The following is a 16328-nucleotide window of genomic DNA, read 5'->3' as shown; positions in this document are numbered from 1 at the left end:
AATGGAGACAAAAACACCTTTTTTATCCGTCGTCATTCCCATGTATAATGAAAGCTCGCATCTCGAGCGTTCACTTAAGGTAATTGATGGGGTATTGTCTGTTGTCACCTCACGCTATGAGCTCATCATAGTAGATGATGGTTCCAAAGACGATACGTGGCTCAAGCTGTCCGAATTGTCCCGTCGTATGCCCTCTTTGCTCGCGCTCCGACTGAGTCGGAACTTCGGTAAGGAACTGGCGTTGTGTGCAGGTTTGGAAAATGCCTCTGGCGATGCAATCATTGTCATGGACGGTGATTTGCAGCATCCTCCTGAAATGATTGGTGAAATGGTACGTTTATGGCAAAATGAAGGTTATGATTTGGTCGAATGTGTGAAAGAATTTCGGGGAGAAGAGTCGGTGGGCAAAAAGCTCGGAGCTTCTTTGTTCTACGCGACCCTGAACCGCTTGACGGGCTTTAATCTCAAGGATGCCTCCGATTATAAGCTACTGGATCGACGAGTGGTGGATGCCTGGATGGCGATGCCAGAACGGATGCCGTTTTTCCGTGGGATGACGGCCTGGCTAGGTTTCCGTAAAACCCAGATTTCATTCCGGGTGGCTCCACGTGAAGAGGGGCCAAGCCGCTGGAGTCCGTTAGGGCTGACTCGACTGGCAGCAGAAGCGATCGTTTCGTTTTCGACAGTACCATTGCGGGTAGTGAGTCTGATGGGCCTCATTTTTATGCTGATTTCAGTCGTATTGGGGATTCAGACCTTAATGCGCAAATTAACGGGTGATGCTGTGACCGGTTTTACCACTGTCATTTTGCTGCTCTTGATTATTGGCAGTGTACTCATGCTGTCAATTGGTGTGGTAGGAGAATATATTGCCGCCATATATCACGAAGTCAAAGCTAGGCCTCGCTATCTGATAGCAGATAAACGGGCGAATGCTGACCGATTGTGGGTGGACAGGGAGTTTAATCAACATGATCAGACGTTCATATCTAAAGTATCCAATCATTAAATACGGTATTGTGGGGCTGCTGGGTACAGGTATCCATGTTGGTGTGCTTGTGTTGCTGGTGGAGTTGTTTACGGTACCAGCAGTAACGGCTACTACAATCGGATTCGTGGTTACATTGCTCGTTTCGTATGTGCTGAACCGAAACTGGACGTTCGAGCCTACCGGCGAGGGAAGCCGCACCCAGTTTCTTAAATATTTATTGGTCTGTACCTGTGGCTTGCTCTTAAATGCCGCTCTGATGTACGTGACCATTCACTGGATCGGTTGGTCGTATCTGATCGGTGAAGTACTAACTACCATCATCGTGCCTGTTCATAATTATATCTGGAACCGTTACTGGATCTTCTCCGTTCCGCAACAGCGTCAGAAAGAGGTTTCATGATTTTAAGAAAACACGGAAAATTGCTATCATTGTTTGCTTGTATTACTGCTCTTGAACTGGCCGTGGGTGTGTATTTTGCATGGTATCTTGGTTATATGCATACCGATGCGCTCAGTCGAGTGGCTAACGCATTTTATGTGCTATACAGTCGTGACCCACACTTGGGTGCTATCGGGTTTGTATGGAATCCGCTGCCCAGTTTGATGGAACTGATTGTGCTGTTGTTTTATCCTTTATTTCCAGTACTCGCTTCCCACGGGCTGGCGGCAGTGATTGTGAGTAGCCTATTTGCAGGGGCGAGCGCGGCATTATTGTATGCGACGGGCAAACAGTTGGGGCTTCACGGTGCAACCAGTTTGCTGATTGCGCTATTATTTTCACTGAATCCATTTATGTTTCTGTTTGGCTTCAACGGCTTGAGTGACTCGCCATATATCTTTTTCATCCTGTTGACAGTGAGTCGATTTTGTATGTGGTTGAAGGATCGCAAGGCGGCGAATTTGATCGTATCCGGTTTTGCGCTTGCACTGGCATTTTGGGTTCGCTATGAAGCAGTTCCGCTGGGTATTGCGATGGCTTTGGGTGTATTGCTGACGATCTTTTTTCTGCACCGGTGGCGTACAAACAGAGAGAGGGTTAGAACGGAATTGTCTTTAAAAGAGCGCCTGTACAAGGTGGAGGCGACATGGCTTCTATTATTGTTGCCACTTGTCTTTTCCGGTCTGCTGTGGCTCTTTTTTAACTGGATTATCATGGGCGACCCACTTTACTTTTTACGCTCGCAGTATTCCAATTCCACACAATCAGCGGCTTTGTTGGAGGATCAACGCTTTGTGGCCATGTTTGCCCACCCTGTGCTGATGCTAAAGTTTATCGGGCAACGAACCTTATGGTATGCTGCTCCGTTGATTGCCATTTTGCTCATACGACTATTGGACAAACGTCTGTTGAGTTGGAGCACGCTTACGCTATTAGCAATCTTTTTATCGGTGCCTGGACTTCAGCTTTTGCTGATGCTCAAGCAGTCTTCTTTTGGCTGGTTCCGATATTTTATGTATGTATTCCCGATTACGGTTGCCTGGTTGCCGTATGAGCTAAGTTTATTAAAGGGAAAAATGAGGGGAATTGGAATCTCTCTGGTAACAGTTGGGATGTTGGTAACAGCAGGTTTGTTATCCTACGCACTGACGAACCCCGCGATTGCAGCGGATGAACACAGCTATTTGACGCATAGTGGCAATGAAAGCTACGAACGGCAAATTATTGAGCGGAAAATAGCGCCGTGGCTGGATGAGCATTATGGTTCATCCCTCATTTTGACAGATTCCTATGCCGCCTATCCGATTATTTTGAGTAGTAAAATTCCAAAGAAATTTATGATTACGAGTGATTTTGACTTTGGGGAATCTTTAATGGATCTGCCTGCTTCCAAGGTGGATTATGTCTTGGTCACGCGCTTGGTGGATGGGGTACCGATGGATCAGGTGAACCGGAACTATCCTGATTTGTTCGAAAAGGGAGCGCCGTGGGCCTCGTTGGTACATGACTTTGACGGGCAGTGGCGACTATACAAAATAGAGCATGAAGAATCGAAATAATTATTATATTTTAGTGCATCGTAGCGGAGGGAAGCATACAGCTGTAGGGTGTGATTAGGCTACAGCTGTATCACCGCAAGAAGTTTGAGGGGGAACGAGAGGAATGTCCTTTCGCAAATGGTCTGCAAGCAGATGGATGGCTATAGGTCTGTTTGTATTTATACTTGCATTGGAACTGTCTGCGGGCATCTATTTCAGCTATGTTCTGGGATATATGCACACAGACGCGCTCAGTCGCGTAGCTAATGCATTTTATGTGTTGTACAGCCGTGACCCGCATCTGGGCGCAATCGGATTTATCTGGAATCCACTACCCAGTCTTCTGGAAATGGTGATTCTACTGCTGTATCCAATCTTTCCGGCATTAGCCACCTATGGATTGGCTGCTGTCATTCTTAGTGCTACCTTTGCTGCTTTGACCGCTATGTTGCTGTATCGGGCGGGGGTCAGAACAGGGCTTAGCTCAGGGATGAGCATCATGCTGGCACTGTTGTATGCACTGAATCCGTTTATTTTACTGTTTGGTGCCAATGGGCTGAGCGATTCGCTATACATATACTTCATTATGATGACGGTGATTGAGTTTGCATTGTGGCTCAAGGATCGCATGACGGCAAGTTTGATTGTTTCTGGATTAGCGCTTGCCATGGCGTTCTGGACTCGCTATGAAGCGGTTCCTCTGGGCGTGGCAATGGCGGGTGGAGTGGTATTGGCGATCATGTTTCTTCATCGAAACATGGGCAGACGTGAACTGGCCTTGCGAGAAAAACTGCACAAGGTCGAGGCAACCTGGTTACTGCTTCTGCTCCCTGTGGTCTTTTCCGGGCTGTTGTGGATTTTCTTCAACTATCTCATTATGGGGAATGCTTTTTATTTCCTGAATTCGGAGTATTCGAACACGGCCCAATCGGCAGAGCTGCTGAATGATGATAAGTTTGTAGAGATTTTCTCCAATCCGCTGGTGGCCTTGAAATTTATTGCTTCCAAAACACTCTGGTATTCGGTACCGTTGTTTGCTATTCTGTTCATTCGTCTGTTGAGTGGACGCTTGTTCCGATGGGGAACATGGATTATTTTGCTGCTGTTCCTGTCAGTGCCAGGGTTGCAATTTTTACTCATGATGAAGCAATCTTCGTACGGATGGTTTCGTTATTTTATGTACGTGTTCCCAATTACCGTCGCCTGGTTGCCCTATGAGCTGAGCCAGCTTCAGGGACGATGGCGGAGGGCAGCCTTTGGCCTGGTGTCCGTCAGTCTGCTGCTTACCGCTGGATTACTTTCCTATGCATTGACTCGCCCGGATATTGCACCGGATGAGAACAGCTTTCTCACACGAACGGGGAATGTGAACTATGTGAGACAGGAGTCAGATCGTAAGATTGCCGTCTGGTTGGATGAGCATCTGCCGAAGTCTACCATTATGACCGATTCGGCTTCAGCCTACACCATGATTGTCTACAGCCAATATCCAAAACGCTTCCTGATTACCAGTGATTATTTGTTCAATAAGGCATTAAGTTATCCGCAGGATAGCCATGTGGATTATATCCTTGTACCTAAGATCATGTCAGGCATGCCACTGAGTAAAATCAATATGGTATATCCGAATTTATATGAAAAAGGCGCTCCTTGGGTCCAGCTTGAACGTGAGTTTAATGGTGAGTGGCGCTTGTACAAGGTGCTACCCAAGTCACTAACTAAAGGATCTCCATCGACGGAGACCACGACAAATCCCTAATGTGCATAAAAATCCCCGAGCCTATCCTTTCGCTATGGTGCGATGAGGGAAGCTGCGGGGATTTTTTAACCTGTTTAGTGCTCTTTGAGCGGTAGCCACGCCAGTACATCCTGAATTTTCGCGTCCCAGTATCCCCATTCATGAGCTCCAGGACCTTCTTCGTAGGTCAGCGGAACTCCGGCAGTATTACATGTTTCACGAAAAGCCTGATTTCCCTTATATAGGAAATCCTCCGTGCCGCAGCATTGGTAGAGCCGGGGAAGTGAGGTCCCCAAAGTAGCATGACGTTGTAACAGTTCCAGCAAATCGTGATCCGTTCCACGTATTTCATCTGGACCAAAAATGTTAAGCCATTCCGCTGGACTCATCGCATTTTGCATAGGATCGGTGCGTGATGCGTGTAAATCCATGACTCCCGAAAGGCTGGCAGCGGCTGCAAAACGCTCTGGATGCTGGAGTGCCAGTTTGAAAGCACCATATCCACCCATAGAAAGCCCGGCTACAAAATTATCTTCACGCTTGTCGGACAGAGGAAAGAATGAACGTGCCAAAGCTGGCAATTCTTCACTGATAAAGGTCCAATAAGCCGCGCCTTGCTCCATATTCGTATAGAAACTCCGATGTACCTGGGGCATGACGACAGCTAGGCCCAATGAGGCGACATAGCGTTCAATGGAGGTTCGACGTAACCAGGTTGAATCATCGTCCGATAGGCCATGCAGCAAATACAGCGTCGGATGTGGCCCGGTTCCTTGCTTGCCTTCCAGTCCAATTTGCGAACGGGTTGCCTGAGGAAGAATAACATTCATGGATGTGCTCAGACCAAGAACTTCAGAATAAAACTGACATTGAATAAGAGCCATAAGAAGACCTCTTTTCTTAGGGTTTTGTGACCTCATTGCGGTGTTCCAGCATATGACCGAGTATTCATTCAGTATACCTTAGCCTGTCTAAATATACATATCCAAGTGAATGACTAGGTATTAAGTCCCGTTTCTTATTTATCCTACATTAGGAGGGGGTATGGTTATATGGGACGATTTTTTTAATTTGGGGGTTATTTGGGTTTGATTTCTGGTAAAGTGTTTAAAAAAGAATGATGAATCCAATCAGAGGAGGAATTTATAGCATGGGAAAAAAGTTAAGAAACACAGTTACAGGTGTATTGAGTACAGGTCTTATTCTTAGCGCATTCAGCGCAGCGGCAGCTGCTCCTCAAACTACAAGTGGACATTGGGCAGGAGATCAGGTGCAACGCTGGTCAGCCACAGGACAATTGGACGGCGCGGTGAAACCAGATGCGGCAATCACACGTGCAGAATTTATTGTTCTTCTGAATCGCAGCTTGGGTACGTTCACGCAGGATACTCCAGCTGTGACTGACGTAACGTATGCGGACAGTGTAAAAGTAAACGGTAATGGAAGCAGAACGTTCACAGATGTACCAGCCTCTCACTGGGCATACAACGAGCTTACAAGTGCCGTGAATGCAGGTTACATAAGCGGCTATGCAGATAACAAGCTCAAACCAAATGGTAAGGTAACACGTCAAGAAGCTGCGGCTATCGTAGGCAAAGCTATTGGACTCACTGCCGGTAACGCAGCAGATGTTACTAAATTCATTGACTCCGACAAAATTGGAGCTTGGGCGAAGAAAAGTGTAGCGGCAGCTGCGGAGCAAAAAATCATCAACGGTTATCCGGATGGTAAATTCCAGCCACTGAAGTCGCTGACTCGTGCAGAGGCGATCGCTATTCTGGACGCTGCTTCCGGTTACAACCTGAGCCCTGTTGATAATCTGACGACGACTCCTGGTGGAACGGTGACGGATTCCACATACGGCAATGTGACAGATTCCACTTATGGTAACACGTCGACTACTTCTGGCAGTGAAACAGAAGATAGCAGCACAAGTACCAGCACAGATAGCACGACTACGGACAACTCTACAACCATAGATACCAACACAGATACTGACACAACTACGGATACGACTACAGATAGCACTACAGACACAGCTGCTGACGCGGTTGCAACTACGAAAGCACTGAAAGTCAACGATGTGTATGACGGAGAAGGTACAATTACGGGGACAGCTAAAGCAGGTTCCACAGTAACCGCCTATTCCAACGAACTGCCTATCGGTAGTGCAGTAGCCAAAGATGATGGCACATTTAGTATCAGTGTGCTTGCTCAAAAAGCAACGGTTAGGCTGGTAATCAAAGCTGAAGATGCAGACGGTAACGAAAGTGAGCCTGTAGAAATTTCTGTTTTGGGTAAACGCAGCGAGTAATTTATAGCTAAAATCCCCCTTTCACTCTGTCTGGAACAAGTCCAGCCGACAGTGGAAGGGGGATTTTTCGTTTATTCGCTTATACCGTCCTCGACAATAGACTTCTCGGGTTCACGTGTTTGTGGCTCAGACGATGTGCCACCGCCATAACTAGCTATAATGCGTTGCTGCGCTCGATACGTATCGCGGCTGATTCGGGTGCGATCTACGGTTTTTCCGTCTACCTTTTTTACCCGGAATGTTTCTACCACATACCCTTCTTTGCCCTGCCGAAGTACTTGATAGAAGCCGGGGGAAAGGGAGTCATTACGGAGTCTCTTCTCCGGTATGGGAAGTATGCGAACCGTATGGGATTCCAGTTCATACGAAACATTGGACGGAAATGTACCAAAAAATTTAACAGTAAGCGTTCGGTTTTGGACAGCCGCACGAAGTAGTAAATGCTTGCCTGTATTGTTTCTAAAACGAAAATTAATGGACCCTGTAGCAAAAGTCGCATCCTGACCTTTGGGCAGGTAGCTGACCGGCAAGGAATGGTTGCGGCGCTCAACAATGTCCAAACCGACTCGCAGTGCTGCATTATACACCGTGCTGGATACCTGACAAATCCCGCCGCCTATGCCGGACTCCAACTGACCGTTCACGATCACTGGAGCTTCACGAAAGCCATGAGTGCGCTCGGCCTTGGCAATCAATTGACCGTAGTCGAATATGTCGCCTGACTTGAGAATTAAACCATCAACGGTGCTTGCCGCTGAATTGACGTTATACACACGTCCTTCCGAGCTGCTGCCGAGACTGGTGGAGAACTGGACAATTTTACGCTCAATCCCTTCGTTACGCAGGCTGTCCACCGAAATTTTCGGCTCCAGCTGAAGGAACGGTAATTCCACTCGTATCGGCTCCTCAGAAGCGGTAAAATCCTTGGGCAGCGCCTTATCCAGTGCGGCGTCCAGTTTGGGCCAATCCAGACGTCGCGCAGAGCGCCCCGGAATATAACGAACCTGATCATTCCCGTCAATCTGACGCACAGCATTGATAGGCATGCCATATCGTTGCTCCTCCCAATCGGCTCCGAATTGGGCTTTCAATATCTCCTTCTGTCGGAAAGATGCGATAGACCATTCCTTTTCGAAGCTAAAACGTGTCTGCACACGAGTCCATAGATGCTCCGAGCTGAGCGCCTTCACGGCATTCCGAAATGCCTCCGCTTTATAACGAATCCCTGCTTCCCCGAGTGTAAGTTTTATATCCTGTGCACTGCTGTCACTGTCCGTCAGAAGCAGTGGGCGTTGCTTTAATGCATCCAGCTTTTTATCCACCAGCCGGAGAGCGGCTGTGTAATCCATGCTTCCTACGTTGACTCCTCCGATCCTCACTCCCTCCGGCAGCGTTTGTCTGTCGGCGTACAGATGAAGTCCCCCCCACAATATGGCCAGCGCCAGAACACCAGCCCATATCCAAATGACAGATAAATGAATTTTTTTCATAATGCAGATGTCTCCTGTCTGATAAGCTTGATAGCGTACTCGTGTGCCATATTATTCATATATATGTGCCAAAAGCAGAAAACTTTCGGTACTATTTAGGTAACAAATTTGTTACAATGATAAACGGTATGATGAAATAGAGAAGTTTTTAAAGGAAATGCATGGAATATGTCGAATGGATATTAGGTTATACGTAATATGATTAAGCAGCGGGAAGTGATCGAGTGATTGAAATGCAGGATGTGTGGAAGACCTATACTAACGGAACCCACGCACTTCAAGGAGTATCGGTCAGAATTGACCGTAATGAATTTGTATACGTAGTCGGCCCGTCTGGAGCGGGGAAATCGACTTTTATGAAGCTTATTTATAGAGAAGAAGTACCTACCAAGGGGCAAATTTCAGTCAATGGTTTTAATATCGGGAAGCTCAAGCAGCGTAAAATTCCCTACGTTCGTCGTAACATCGGAGTCATCTTTCAGGATTTCCGCCTTTTGCCGCGTTTGACGGCTTATGAGAATGTGGCTTTTGCTATGGAAGTTATTGAAGCTCCCAAGAAGCTGATTCGCAAACGGGTACCAGAAGTGCTTGAACTGGTTGGCTTGAAAACAAAAATGAATCGTGAGCCTGCCCAGCTTTCCGGTGGGGAGCAACAGCGTGTAGCGATTGCACGGGCCATCGTAAACAATCCTTCCGTGATCATTGCCGATGAACCTACGGGAAATCTGGACCCCGAGACATCGTGGGAGATCATGCAGTTGCTGGACGAAATTAATTTTAGGGGTACGACCATTGTGATGGCGACCCACAATAAGGACATCGTGAACTCCATGCGTAAACGCGTAATTGCCATTGAGAATGGCAACATCGTAAGGGATCAGGTAAGAGGGGAGTACGGATATGACTTTTAATACCTTCTTACGTCATGTGCGGGAAGGTTTCAAAAACATATTCCGCAATGGCTGGATGTCCGTGGCATCCGTCACCTCGATTATTGTGTCATTACTTATATTGGGCGTATTTATCATGCTGGTGCTCAACGTCAATTCCCTGGCTGATCAGGCAGATAGTCAGGTAGAGGTTAACGTATTTCTGGAGCTAAATGTAGAGCAGAACATGCGTGAAACGCTGCAAAAGGAAATCGCGGCGATGCCGGAAATCAGCAAAACGACCTTTGTGACTAAAGCTCAGGGTTTGGAGGAGCTGCGCAAAGATTTGGGAGACAGCGGCAAGGAGCTGCTGGAGGGTTTTGACAAGGACAGCAATCCACTCCCGGACAAAATTGTGGTAGAGGTTATTGAACCAACAACGGTTCCATTTGTGGCTGAAAAGATTGAGAAGCTGAATACGTTGCATCCAGAGAAACCGATTTTAAAGGTTCGTTATGGAAAAGGCACCGTAGAGACGCTCTTTACGATTACGAAGCTCATACGTAATGTAGGCTTTATATTCGTCGCCGGACTGGCGATCATGTCTATGTTCCTTATCTCGAATACGATTCGCGTGACCATATTGGCACGACGCAGAGAGATTGGCATTATGAAGCTGGTCGGTGCGACCAACTTTTTTATACGCTGGCCGTTTTTTATCGAAGGCGCGCTTATTGGTCTTATTGGTTCCCTTATTACTGTAGGTATTTTATTTACTGGCTATCAGCGTTTGCTGACCGCCGTTCAGGGCGATATAGCTCTGAATATGTTGAAGCTTATGCCACTTGAAGGCATTTGGATTCAGTTGAGTGCATTGCTGATTATTTTGGGTATGCTGGTCGGAATTGTTGGCAGTACCCTGTCCATGCGTAAGTTCTTAAAAGTATAAAGAAGCGTTGGCTGGACGTCGTGGTCGGTATCAATTAGAACGGGGAAGCCCGGTGTTATTTTGCGATAAAGGATGGGGAGTGCAAGTTGAAAAAAAAAGGATCTGTGTTGGCCGCTACCTTGGTAGCCGCATTGCTAATCCAGCCTTCTGACGGATATGCCAAAAGCATGAGTGAAATCAATTCGCAGCTGAACCAATTGGAAAAGCAGGCCCAATCTGCCAAGCAACAACAGGAAAAGGCTGCTCAAGATAAACAGTATGCTCAACATTACAAAAATAAAACCGTGCAAAACCTGAAAATTGTGCTTGCTCAGATTAACAGCGTCAGTGATCAGCTGACTCGTGTTGCGGTTCAGATTGATCAAACGGAAGATAATCTGCGTGCGACTAAAAAAGATTTAGCTGAGGCAATTGATCGTATCCAGTCACGGGAAAAAATGCTGGAAACTCGTGTGCGTTTGATGTATACGGATGGAACCGTCTCATATATGGACGTGCTTATGTCTTCGTCCAGTTTTAGTGACTTTCTCAGCCGGGTAGATTCCTTGAAAACGATCGTGGAGCAGGATCAAATCCTGTTGGACGAGCATAAAAAGGACAAGGTATTGGTCGTAAGCAAGAAGAAACAGCTGGACACGGAATATAAAAATGCCAAGAAGCTCTATGCGCTCAAGCAGGACGCCAAAGCAGAACTGAATTCGAAGGAAAAAGAGAAACAAAGACTGATTTCCAATTACGATCATGATATTGCTGAGTCAGATGAAATCAGCGAAGAGCAAAATGACATGCTGGTAGCACTCGCTAACAAACGTGTGGGTCTGGTGCAGGAGAAGAACAAGCTTAGAGCGGAGCAGGCTGCCAAAGCAGCACGCGCTAGAGCGGCTGCACGTGCGGCTGAAGCCAAACGATATGCATCTTCATCCTCAGGTGCCGCCTCGAATTCCAGCCATGCGGCAGCCAGTACGTATACAGGCGGAACGGGCACATTGGCTTCGCCTGTATCCCATTACCGACTTTCATCTACTTTTGGCATGCGGGTACATCCGATTACCGGCAAGCTTAAAGGCCACACAGGTGTTGATATGGCGGCTCCTCAGGGAACCGATATTCATGCAGCCGAAGATGGTGTTGTCATTGTTGCCGAATGGTGGAGTGGCTATGGAAATACGGTTGTGATTGACCATGGAGACGGGCTATGGACCCTATACGGACACATTCGCAATGGCGGTACGGTGGTTCATACCGGGCAGACTGTGAAACGTGGTCAAAAAATTGCAGAAGTTGGTTCGACGGGCAATTCCACAGGACCTCACTGTCATTTTGAGGTGCGCGAAAATAACAAACCTGTAAATCCGATGAACTATTTATAGTAGATAAGGTAAGCCCTATTTATAGCCATTACGGTTGTAGATAGGGCTTTGCTGTAATGGTTAATATCCGATGAAGAACATGTGCATTGAGACACGGAGTAGGATACAATTAACATATTCCGTACAAGCTAGACGTATACTTCGTGGATGGATATGCGTTGTAAGGCAATAGGATACAAGATAATGAGAAGGCGGTGGACGATTAGATGTTGAAAAAAAGTACAGCGATACTCTTGATGGTGATCGGGCTGCTTGGCGGCAGTCTGCTCACTTTTGCCTATACTGGAACGACTACAGTAGGGAACAGCGCTCTGGGCGAAGGACTGCTGGCGAGTGTGACAGGTAGCAGTTCTACCTCCAGAAGTGATATCCGCAAAATCGAGACGGCGATGGACCTGATTCAGGGACAATATTATCAGGATGTGGATCGTACCAAGCTGGTGGATGGCGCCATCAATGGTATGATGGAGTCGCTCGGCGACCCGTATTCCTCTTATATGGGTAAAGAAACTGCCCAACAATTCGAGCAATCCATTGAAGGTTCTTTTACTGGGATCGGAGCCGAAGTAGCTGCCGAAAACGGGAAAGTAGTTGTAGTCACGCCAATTAAAGGCTCCCCGGCAGAGAAGGCAGGGTTACGCTCTAAGGATATTATTTTGTCTGTTAATGGTGAAACACTGGACGGATTGGATCTAAACAAGGCCGTTTCCAAAATCCGTGGGCCTAAAGGCAGTCAGGCAAAAGTCAAAATTCAGCGCAGTGGCTCTCCTGATCCGCTCGAATACACGATTACCCGTGACAACATTGATATGGAAACTGTAACGGCTCATATGGAAAGCGACGGTGTAGGCGTCATCACGATCACCCAGTTCTCCTTGAATACAGCAGAACGTTTCAAGGAAGAGTTAGCGAAGCTCGAAAAACAAGGGCTTAAAGGGCTCGTCATTGACGTGCGTAATAACCCGGGCGGCGTGCTTTCCGTGGTCATTGATATTGCACAGCAATTTGTACCTTCTGGCAAAACGATTGTACAAGTGGAAGACAAGAATCAGAAGCGTGAAGAAGAGAAATCCAAAGGATCACGTAAGAACTATCCAGTGACTTTGCTAATGAATAAAGGCAGCGCAAGTGCGTCCGAAATTCTGGCAGGTGCTCTCCAGCAATCAGCAGGTGCTGTGTTGATCGGGGAAAATTCCTTTGGTAAAGGTACTGTACAAACCAGCTATGACAAGCAAATGGGTGACGGTAGCCTGCTCAAAATCACGATTGCCAAATGGTTAACGCCAAATGGAACGTGGATTCATAAAAAAGGGATTAAGCCGAATATCGCGGTGGAACAGCCTGAATACTTCACAGCAGCACCGTTGAACAAGGAAAAGTCCTTGAAATACAATATGAATAGCAGTGATGTGAAAAATGCACAAATCATTCTGCAAGGCTTGGGTTACAAACCAGGTCGCGAGGATGGCTATTTTGACAAAGTAACTGAAAGCTCTGTTATTGCTTTCCAAAAACAAGCGAAGCTGACGGCTAGCGGCATCATTGATGCGAAGACAGCAGCAGCGATGGAAGCCAAGCTGATTGAGAAAATTCGTGATCCGAAAAATGATAATCAACTCAAGCAGGGGATTGAAGAGATTCGGAAGGAAATGAAGACAAGCGCAGCGAAATAATAGTGAGGCTACAACAAGGGGGGCTGGAAACAGCCTCCTTTTATATTGGGATTTATTTGCAGTCTGTCGGTTTGTCTTCCCTACGTTGGCAATTTCATATAGAATAAATGGATATGAAATGTACGTGATCCGCTATACAGCGGGCCAGGGGCATAAGGAGTGTGAATGGACTTGGAATGGGCATTACAATGGGGATGGAGCGTCTTGAATGCTTGCTTGTACCTGCTTTTGCAGCCGTTTTATTATATCTCAATACTCATTGTAGCACTTGGTTATCGTCGGCAAATGCTGCTGGAGCGCAAGCTATTTCATACCAAAATGCATAGCTGGGCTGCAGAGACCTGGCGTGTCGTATGGAGTGGTTTGCTTGCTGGAATGGCGCTATCTGCTCTGGGAATGTTCGTCAGTGTGCATCTGAACTCGGCTTCCATCGTGTGCCTGTGGGTAGCGACATTACTGCTCATGCTGGTACGCGTCCGTTACCTGTGTCTCGCTTATTCGGTAGGTCTGCTAGGTGTGGTTCAGTTTTTCTTAAACGTGGCCAGTGGCTGGCAACCTGGGGGAGCGCTCGGAACATCAGTAGCAGCCATCCGCGGATTGGATATTCCAGCACTGTTGGTGTTGGTCGCCGTGCTGCATGTGGCTGAGGCGCTGTTGGTTCGCTGGCAAGGGGGGAAGGCGGCCACTCCGCTGTTTGTCGAGGGCAAACGGGGAAGATTGGTTGGCGGTTATCGTATGGAAGACCTCTGGCCCATTCCGTTGTTGTTGTTGGTACCGACTCAGGGAGGCTTCATGCTTCCCTGGACACCTTTGTTCGGCGGCGATGCCGGAACCGGGTATATGCTGGCAGCCTTGCCAGTCCTAATGGGCTTCAGTAGCGTGACGCTAGGCCAGCTACCACGACAGAAGGCGGTACTTACTTCGAACCGTTTGCTCCTGTACAGTGTGGCTTTACTTCTGCTGAGCTTGCTGGCTGCTTGGTGGAATCCGCTGATATTGTTAGCAGCGTTATTCTCCTTTCTGGCTCATGAGGCGCTGATCTGGTATGGTAATATAGAGGAAAGTCGTCTTAGCCCGATGTTTGTCCATCCGGAGCAAGGGATGCGTGTTCTCGCTGTGCTGCCAGACAGTCCAGCGACAGCCATGGGCATACTGCCGGGCGAGGCCATTTACCGCGTGAATGGGGTTGTTGTGAATACCCGTGCCGAGTTACACCAGGCCTTGCGAATCAACTCTGCTTTTTGTAAGCTGGAGGTACGCAATCTGCAGGGCGAGAGCAAGTTTGTGCAGCGAGGCATGTACGATGGCGATCATCACCAGCTAGGGGTCGTGCTTGCACCGGATGCAGACGCGAGCTGGGCCGTATCCATACAGCCAGCCTCCATCTATCGGATTGTTGCCATGCACATAGGCGCACGACGACGTAAAGCTGGACAGGCATCGCAGGCAGAGGGTGCACATTTGGATACCATGGACAAATAGATGTTACAACAAGAGGGTAGTCATTATTTGATTAGAGTCGAATAAGGCTACGCTCTTTTTATATGCCGACAGTAGCCTGCTTGAAATCAATATTCTGATCGGTATACAATGAATATGTAATAAGAAGTGTTGATGAACCGAATGCCTATCATGTGTGTCAAGCAGGGAGAGAAAAAGATGAACGCGATTCACTTTATTCGAGAGTACATCAGGCATCCACGTAGCGTAGGCGCTGTTATACCCAGCTCAAGACAGTTGGCCAAACAAATTGCCACACCGATTTACTTTGACAAAGCATCGTGCATTATTGAATATGGTGCAGGAACCGGTGTGTTTACGCAAGAGCTTATTTTGAACAAGCGTCCAGAAACGCTACTTTTAGTGATTGAAGCTAATGAATCGTTTTACAAAACGCTACAAAGCAAGTACGGACACCTGGAGAGGGTACACATTATTCATGGATCGGCTGAGCATGTAGCGCAGTATATACGACAGTATGAGGTCCCAAAAGTGGATTATGTCGTGTCAGGGCTCCCTTTCACCAGCTTGCCCGCTGCATTATCCAGCCTCATTTTGGGACAAACGGCTGAGGTTTTGGGCCAGGAAGGCAAATTTATTACGTTCCAGTACAGCAAGGTCAAACACAATTTTTTTCGCACCTTTTTTGCTGACATTCAGATTAAAAAGGTAAACTGCAATGTCCCTCCCGCTTATGTGTTCACTTGCAGCCTGTAACCTTGCAGCTATGTAGAGGATTAGAATAAATACGAATGTGAATATACGGATAATTATGAGAAGACTTGGTCAGCGTCATTAAAATGCTGAAACAGTCTTTTTTTGTTGTGCACTTTTATGGATATATAAGAAGGGGATATGTTAAAAAGCAAAATTCATTTAAGGAATCATATTTTAAAATGGGGCTTAACCTATATATTACATAAGATGGAACCCGCTAGATTTTTGTAAGATTCATGATAAATCTGAACTTTTGTTAAAGGAGATTTATATATGGTAAAACCGCTGATATTCATGCGTTGGTGTGAGTACTATGAGTTAAGTGACCGTGAGACGGATTTTGTATCTTTTTTTATGATGAATTTCTCGGCTGCCCGTTCAGGCAATCAACCGAAGCTTAGGGAGCAGTTTGTTGAAATTCAGAAAAAAACCTTTCCTGAGTACCCGTTTGATATTACTCCGGAAGAACTGGATTACTCCAAATTCGAAGGCTTGATGAAGCAAGTGTTGAAAATTCATTTTGACACGGCCGAGCTGCTATACTCCTTTTATCTCCAAAAACTGTGCGCACCTTTAGCAGAATACATTTTATCCACTGGAGAATCAGAGCCTGCACGCATCTATTATAAGCTTATTCAAAAGGATAAAGTGCGCTAGGGAAGACGAGTGTGGATGAGCAAGAGCTATTGTGATACCTCAAGCTATATGGTTATTTAAGAAATTAATACTAGCTAATTAAA

The 16328-nt window shown here is 46.9% G+C and carries 14 protein-coding genes; 12 read left to right on the top strand and 2 right to left on the bottom strand.

Annotation, left to right across the window (positions count from 1 at the left end; all coding sequences use genetic code 11):
• Position 1: 1 nt before the first annotated feature.
• The 4 genes from MKX30_RS16630 (at position 2) to MKX30_RS16615 (ending at position 4727) form a co-directional block, all read left to right on the top strand.
• Positions 2 to 1009: a glycosyltransferase family 2 protein gene (locus tag MKX30_RS16630; protein WP_023990627.1), complete on the top strand. Its 1008-nt coding sequence runs from the start codon at positions 2 to 4 to the stop codon at positions 1007 to 1009.
• Positions 972 to 1391 carry a GtrA family protein gene (locus MKX30_RS16625; RefSeq protein ID WP_023990626.1) on the top strand — a complete coding sequence of 140 codons (420 nt, stop codon included), beginning with the start codon at positions 972 to 974 and terminating at the stop codon, positions 1389 to 1391. The genes MKX30_RS16630 and MKX30_RS16625 overlap by 38 nt, the downstream gene beginning before the upstream one ends.
• Positions 1388 to 2989 (top strand): ArnT family glycosyltransferase, encoded by a 1602-nt coding sequence (locus MKX30_RS16620; RefSeq protein WP_341063021.1) that lies wholly within the window; start codon positions 1388 to 1390, stop codon positions 2987 to 2989. The genes MKX30_RS16625 and MKX30_RS16620 overlap by 4 nt, the downstream gene beginning before the upstream one ends.
• A 103-nt stretch (positions 2990 to 3092) precedes the next feature.
• A complete protein-coding gene (locus tag MKX30_RS16615; RefSeq protein WP_053326220.1) occupies positions 3093 to 4727 on the top strand; it encodes a glycosyltransferase family 39 protein in 1635 nt (544 codons plus the stop codon).
• Between the two features lie 74 nt (positions 4728 to 4801).
• Here the strand turns inward: MKX30_RS16615 and MKX30_RS16610 are convergent, their stop codons facing one another.
• On the bottom strand, positions 4802 to 5590 hold the full coding sequence (locus tag MKX30_RS16610) for an alpha/beta hydrolase (protein WP_316244318.1): 789 nt from the start codon (positions 5588 to 5590) through the stop codon (positions 4802 to 4804).
• Between the two features lie 266 nt (positions 5591 to 5856).
• Here MKX30_RS16610 and MKX30_RS16605 point away from each other — a divergent pair, with 266 nt between their 5' ends.
• On the top strand, positions 5857 to 7020 hold the full coding sequence (locus MKX30_RS16605) for an S-layer homology domain-containing protein (protein ID WP_028542121.1): 1164 nt from the start codon (positions 5857 to 5859) through the stop codon (positions 7018 to 7020).
• A 71-nt stretch (positions 7021 to 7091) separates the two neighbouring features.
• Here MKX30_RS16605 and MKX30_RS16600 read toward each other — a convergent pair whose 3' ends face one another.
• Positions 7092 to 8510: a VanW family protein gene (locus MKX30_RS16600; RefSeq protein ID WP_341063020.1), complete on the bottom strand. Its 1419-nt coding sequence runs from the start codon at positions 8508 to 8510 to the stop codon at positions 7092 to 7094.
• 224 nt (positions 8511 to 8734) lie between these two features.
• Here MKX30_RS16600 and ftsE point away from each other — a divergent pair, with 224 nt between their 5' ends.
• The 7 genes from ftsE to MKX30_RS16565 all read left to right on the top strand — a co-directional run bounded on the left by ftsE (position 8735) and on the right by MKX30_RS16565 (position 16245).
• Positions 8735 to 9421 (top strand): cell division ATP-binding protein FtsE, encoded by a 687-nt coding sequence (ftsE, locus tag MKX30_RS16595; protein WP_023990620.1) that lies wholly within the window; start codon positions 8735 to 8737, stop codon positions 9419 to 9421.
• On the top strand, positions 9411 to 10328 hold the full coding sequence (gene ftsX / locus MKX30_RS16590) for a permease-like cell division protein FtsX (protein WP_013312238.1): 918 nt from the start codon (positions 9411 to 9413) through the stop codon (positions 10326 to 10328). Before ftsE ends, ftsX begins: the two co-directional genes overlap by 11 nt.
• An 86-nt stretch (positions 10329 to 10414) precedes the next feature.
• The gene (locus tag MKX30_RS16585) at positions 10415 to 11698 is read left to right on the top strand and encodes a peptidoglycan DD-metalloendopeptidase family protein (protein WP_316244316.1); all 1284 of its coding nucleotides are present in this window, start codon (positions 10415 to 10417) and stop codon (positions 11696 to 11698) included.
• A 206-nt stretch (positions 11699 to 11904) separates the two neighbouring features.
• Positions 11905 to 13371 (top strand): S41 family peptidase, encoded by a 1467-nt coding sequence (locus MKX30_RS16580; RefSeq protein WP_023990618.1) that lies wholly within the window; start codon positions 11905 to 11907, stop codon positions 13369 to 13371.
• Positions 13372 to 13536: 165 nt separating this feature from the next.
• Positions 13537 to 14853: a PDZ domain-containing protein gene (locus MKX30_RS16575; RefSeq protein ID WP_068938863.1), complete on the top strand. Its 1317-nt coding sequence runs from the start codon at positions 13537 to 13539 to the stop codon at positions 14851 to 14853.
• A 177-nt stretch (positions 14854 to 15030) separates the two neighbouring features.
• Complete coding sequence (locus MKX30_RS16570; protein WP_023990616.1) at positions 15031 to 15588, top strand: class I SAM-dependent methyltransferase; 558 nt, start codon at positions 15031 to 15033, stop codon at positions 15586 to 15588.
• A gap of 273 nt (positions 15589 to 15861) precedes the next feature.
• Complete coding sequence (locus tag MKX30_RS16565; protein WP_023990615.1) at positions 15862 to 16245, top strand: hypothetical protein; 384 nt, start codon at positions 15862 to 15864, stop codon at positions 16243 to 16245.
• Positions 16246 to 16328: the final 83 nt, after the last annotated feature.

Origin of the sequence: Paenibacillus sp. FSL P2-0173, assembly GCF_038008045.1 — a bacterium.
GTDB lineage: Bacteria > Bacillota > Bacilli > Paenibacillales > Paenibacillaceae > Paenibacillus > Paenibacillus polymyxa_B.
The sequence above is the reverse complement of the archived record's forward strand: the minus strand, read 5'-3'. Positions and strand labels throughout refer to the sequence as shown.

Coding starts and splice junctions, on each gene's coding strand:
- MKX30_RS16630 (WP_023990627.1), top strand. CDS start 2: ATGGAGACAAAAACACCTTTTTTATCCGTCGTCATTCCCATGTATAAT.
- MKX30_RS16625 (WP_023990626.1), top strand. CDS start 972: ATGATCAGACGTTCATATCTAAAGTATCCAATCATTAAATACGGTATT.
- MKX30_RS16620 (WP_341063021.1), top strand. CDS start 1,388: ATGATTTTAAGAAAACACGGAAAATTGCTATCATTGTTTGCTTGTATT.
- MKX30_RS16615 (WP_053326220.1), top strand. CDS start 3,093: ATGTCCTTTCGCAAATGGTCTGCAAGCAGATGGATGGCTATAGGTCTG.
- MKX30_RS16610 (WP_316244318.1), bottom strand. CDS start 5,590: ATGGCTCTTATTCAATGTCAGTTTTATTCTGAAGTTCTTGGTCTGAGC.
- MKX30_RS16605 (WP_028542121.1), top strand. CDS start 5,857: ATGGGAAAAAAGTTAAGAAACACAGTTACAGGTGTATTGAGTACAGGT.
- MKX30_RS16600 (WP_341063020.1), bottom strand. CDS start 8,510: ATGAAAAAAATTCATTTATCTGTCATTTGGATATGGGCTGGTGTTCTG.
- ftsX (WP_013312238.1), top strand. CDS start 9,411: ATGACTTTTAATACCTTCTTACGTCATGTGCGGGAAGGTTTCAAAAAC.
- MKX30_RS16580 (WP_023990618.1), top strand. CDS start 11,905: ATGTTGAAAAAAAGTACAGCGATACTCTTGATGGTGATCGGGCTGCTT.
- MKX30_RS16575 (WP_068938863.1), top strand. CDS start 13,537: ATGGACTTGGAATGGGCATTACAATGGGGATGGAGCGTCTTGAATGCT.
- MKX30_RS16570 (WP_023990616.1), top strand. CDS start 15,031: ATGAACGCGATTCACTTTATTCGAGAGTACATCAGGCATCCACGTAGC.
- MKX30_RS16565 (WP_023990615.1), top strand. CDS start 15,862: ATGGTAAAACCGCTGATATTCATGCGTTGGTGTGAGTACTATGAGTTA.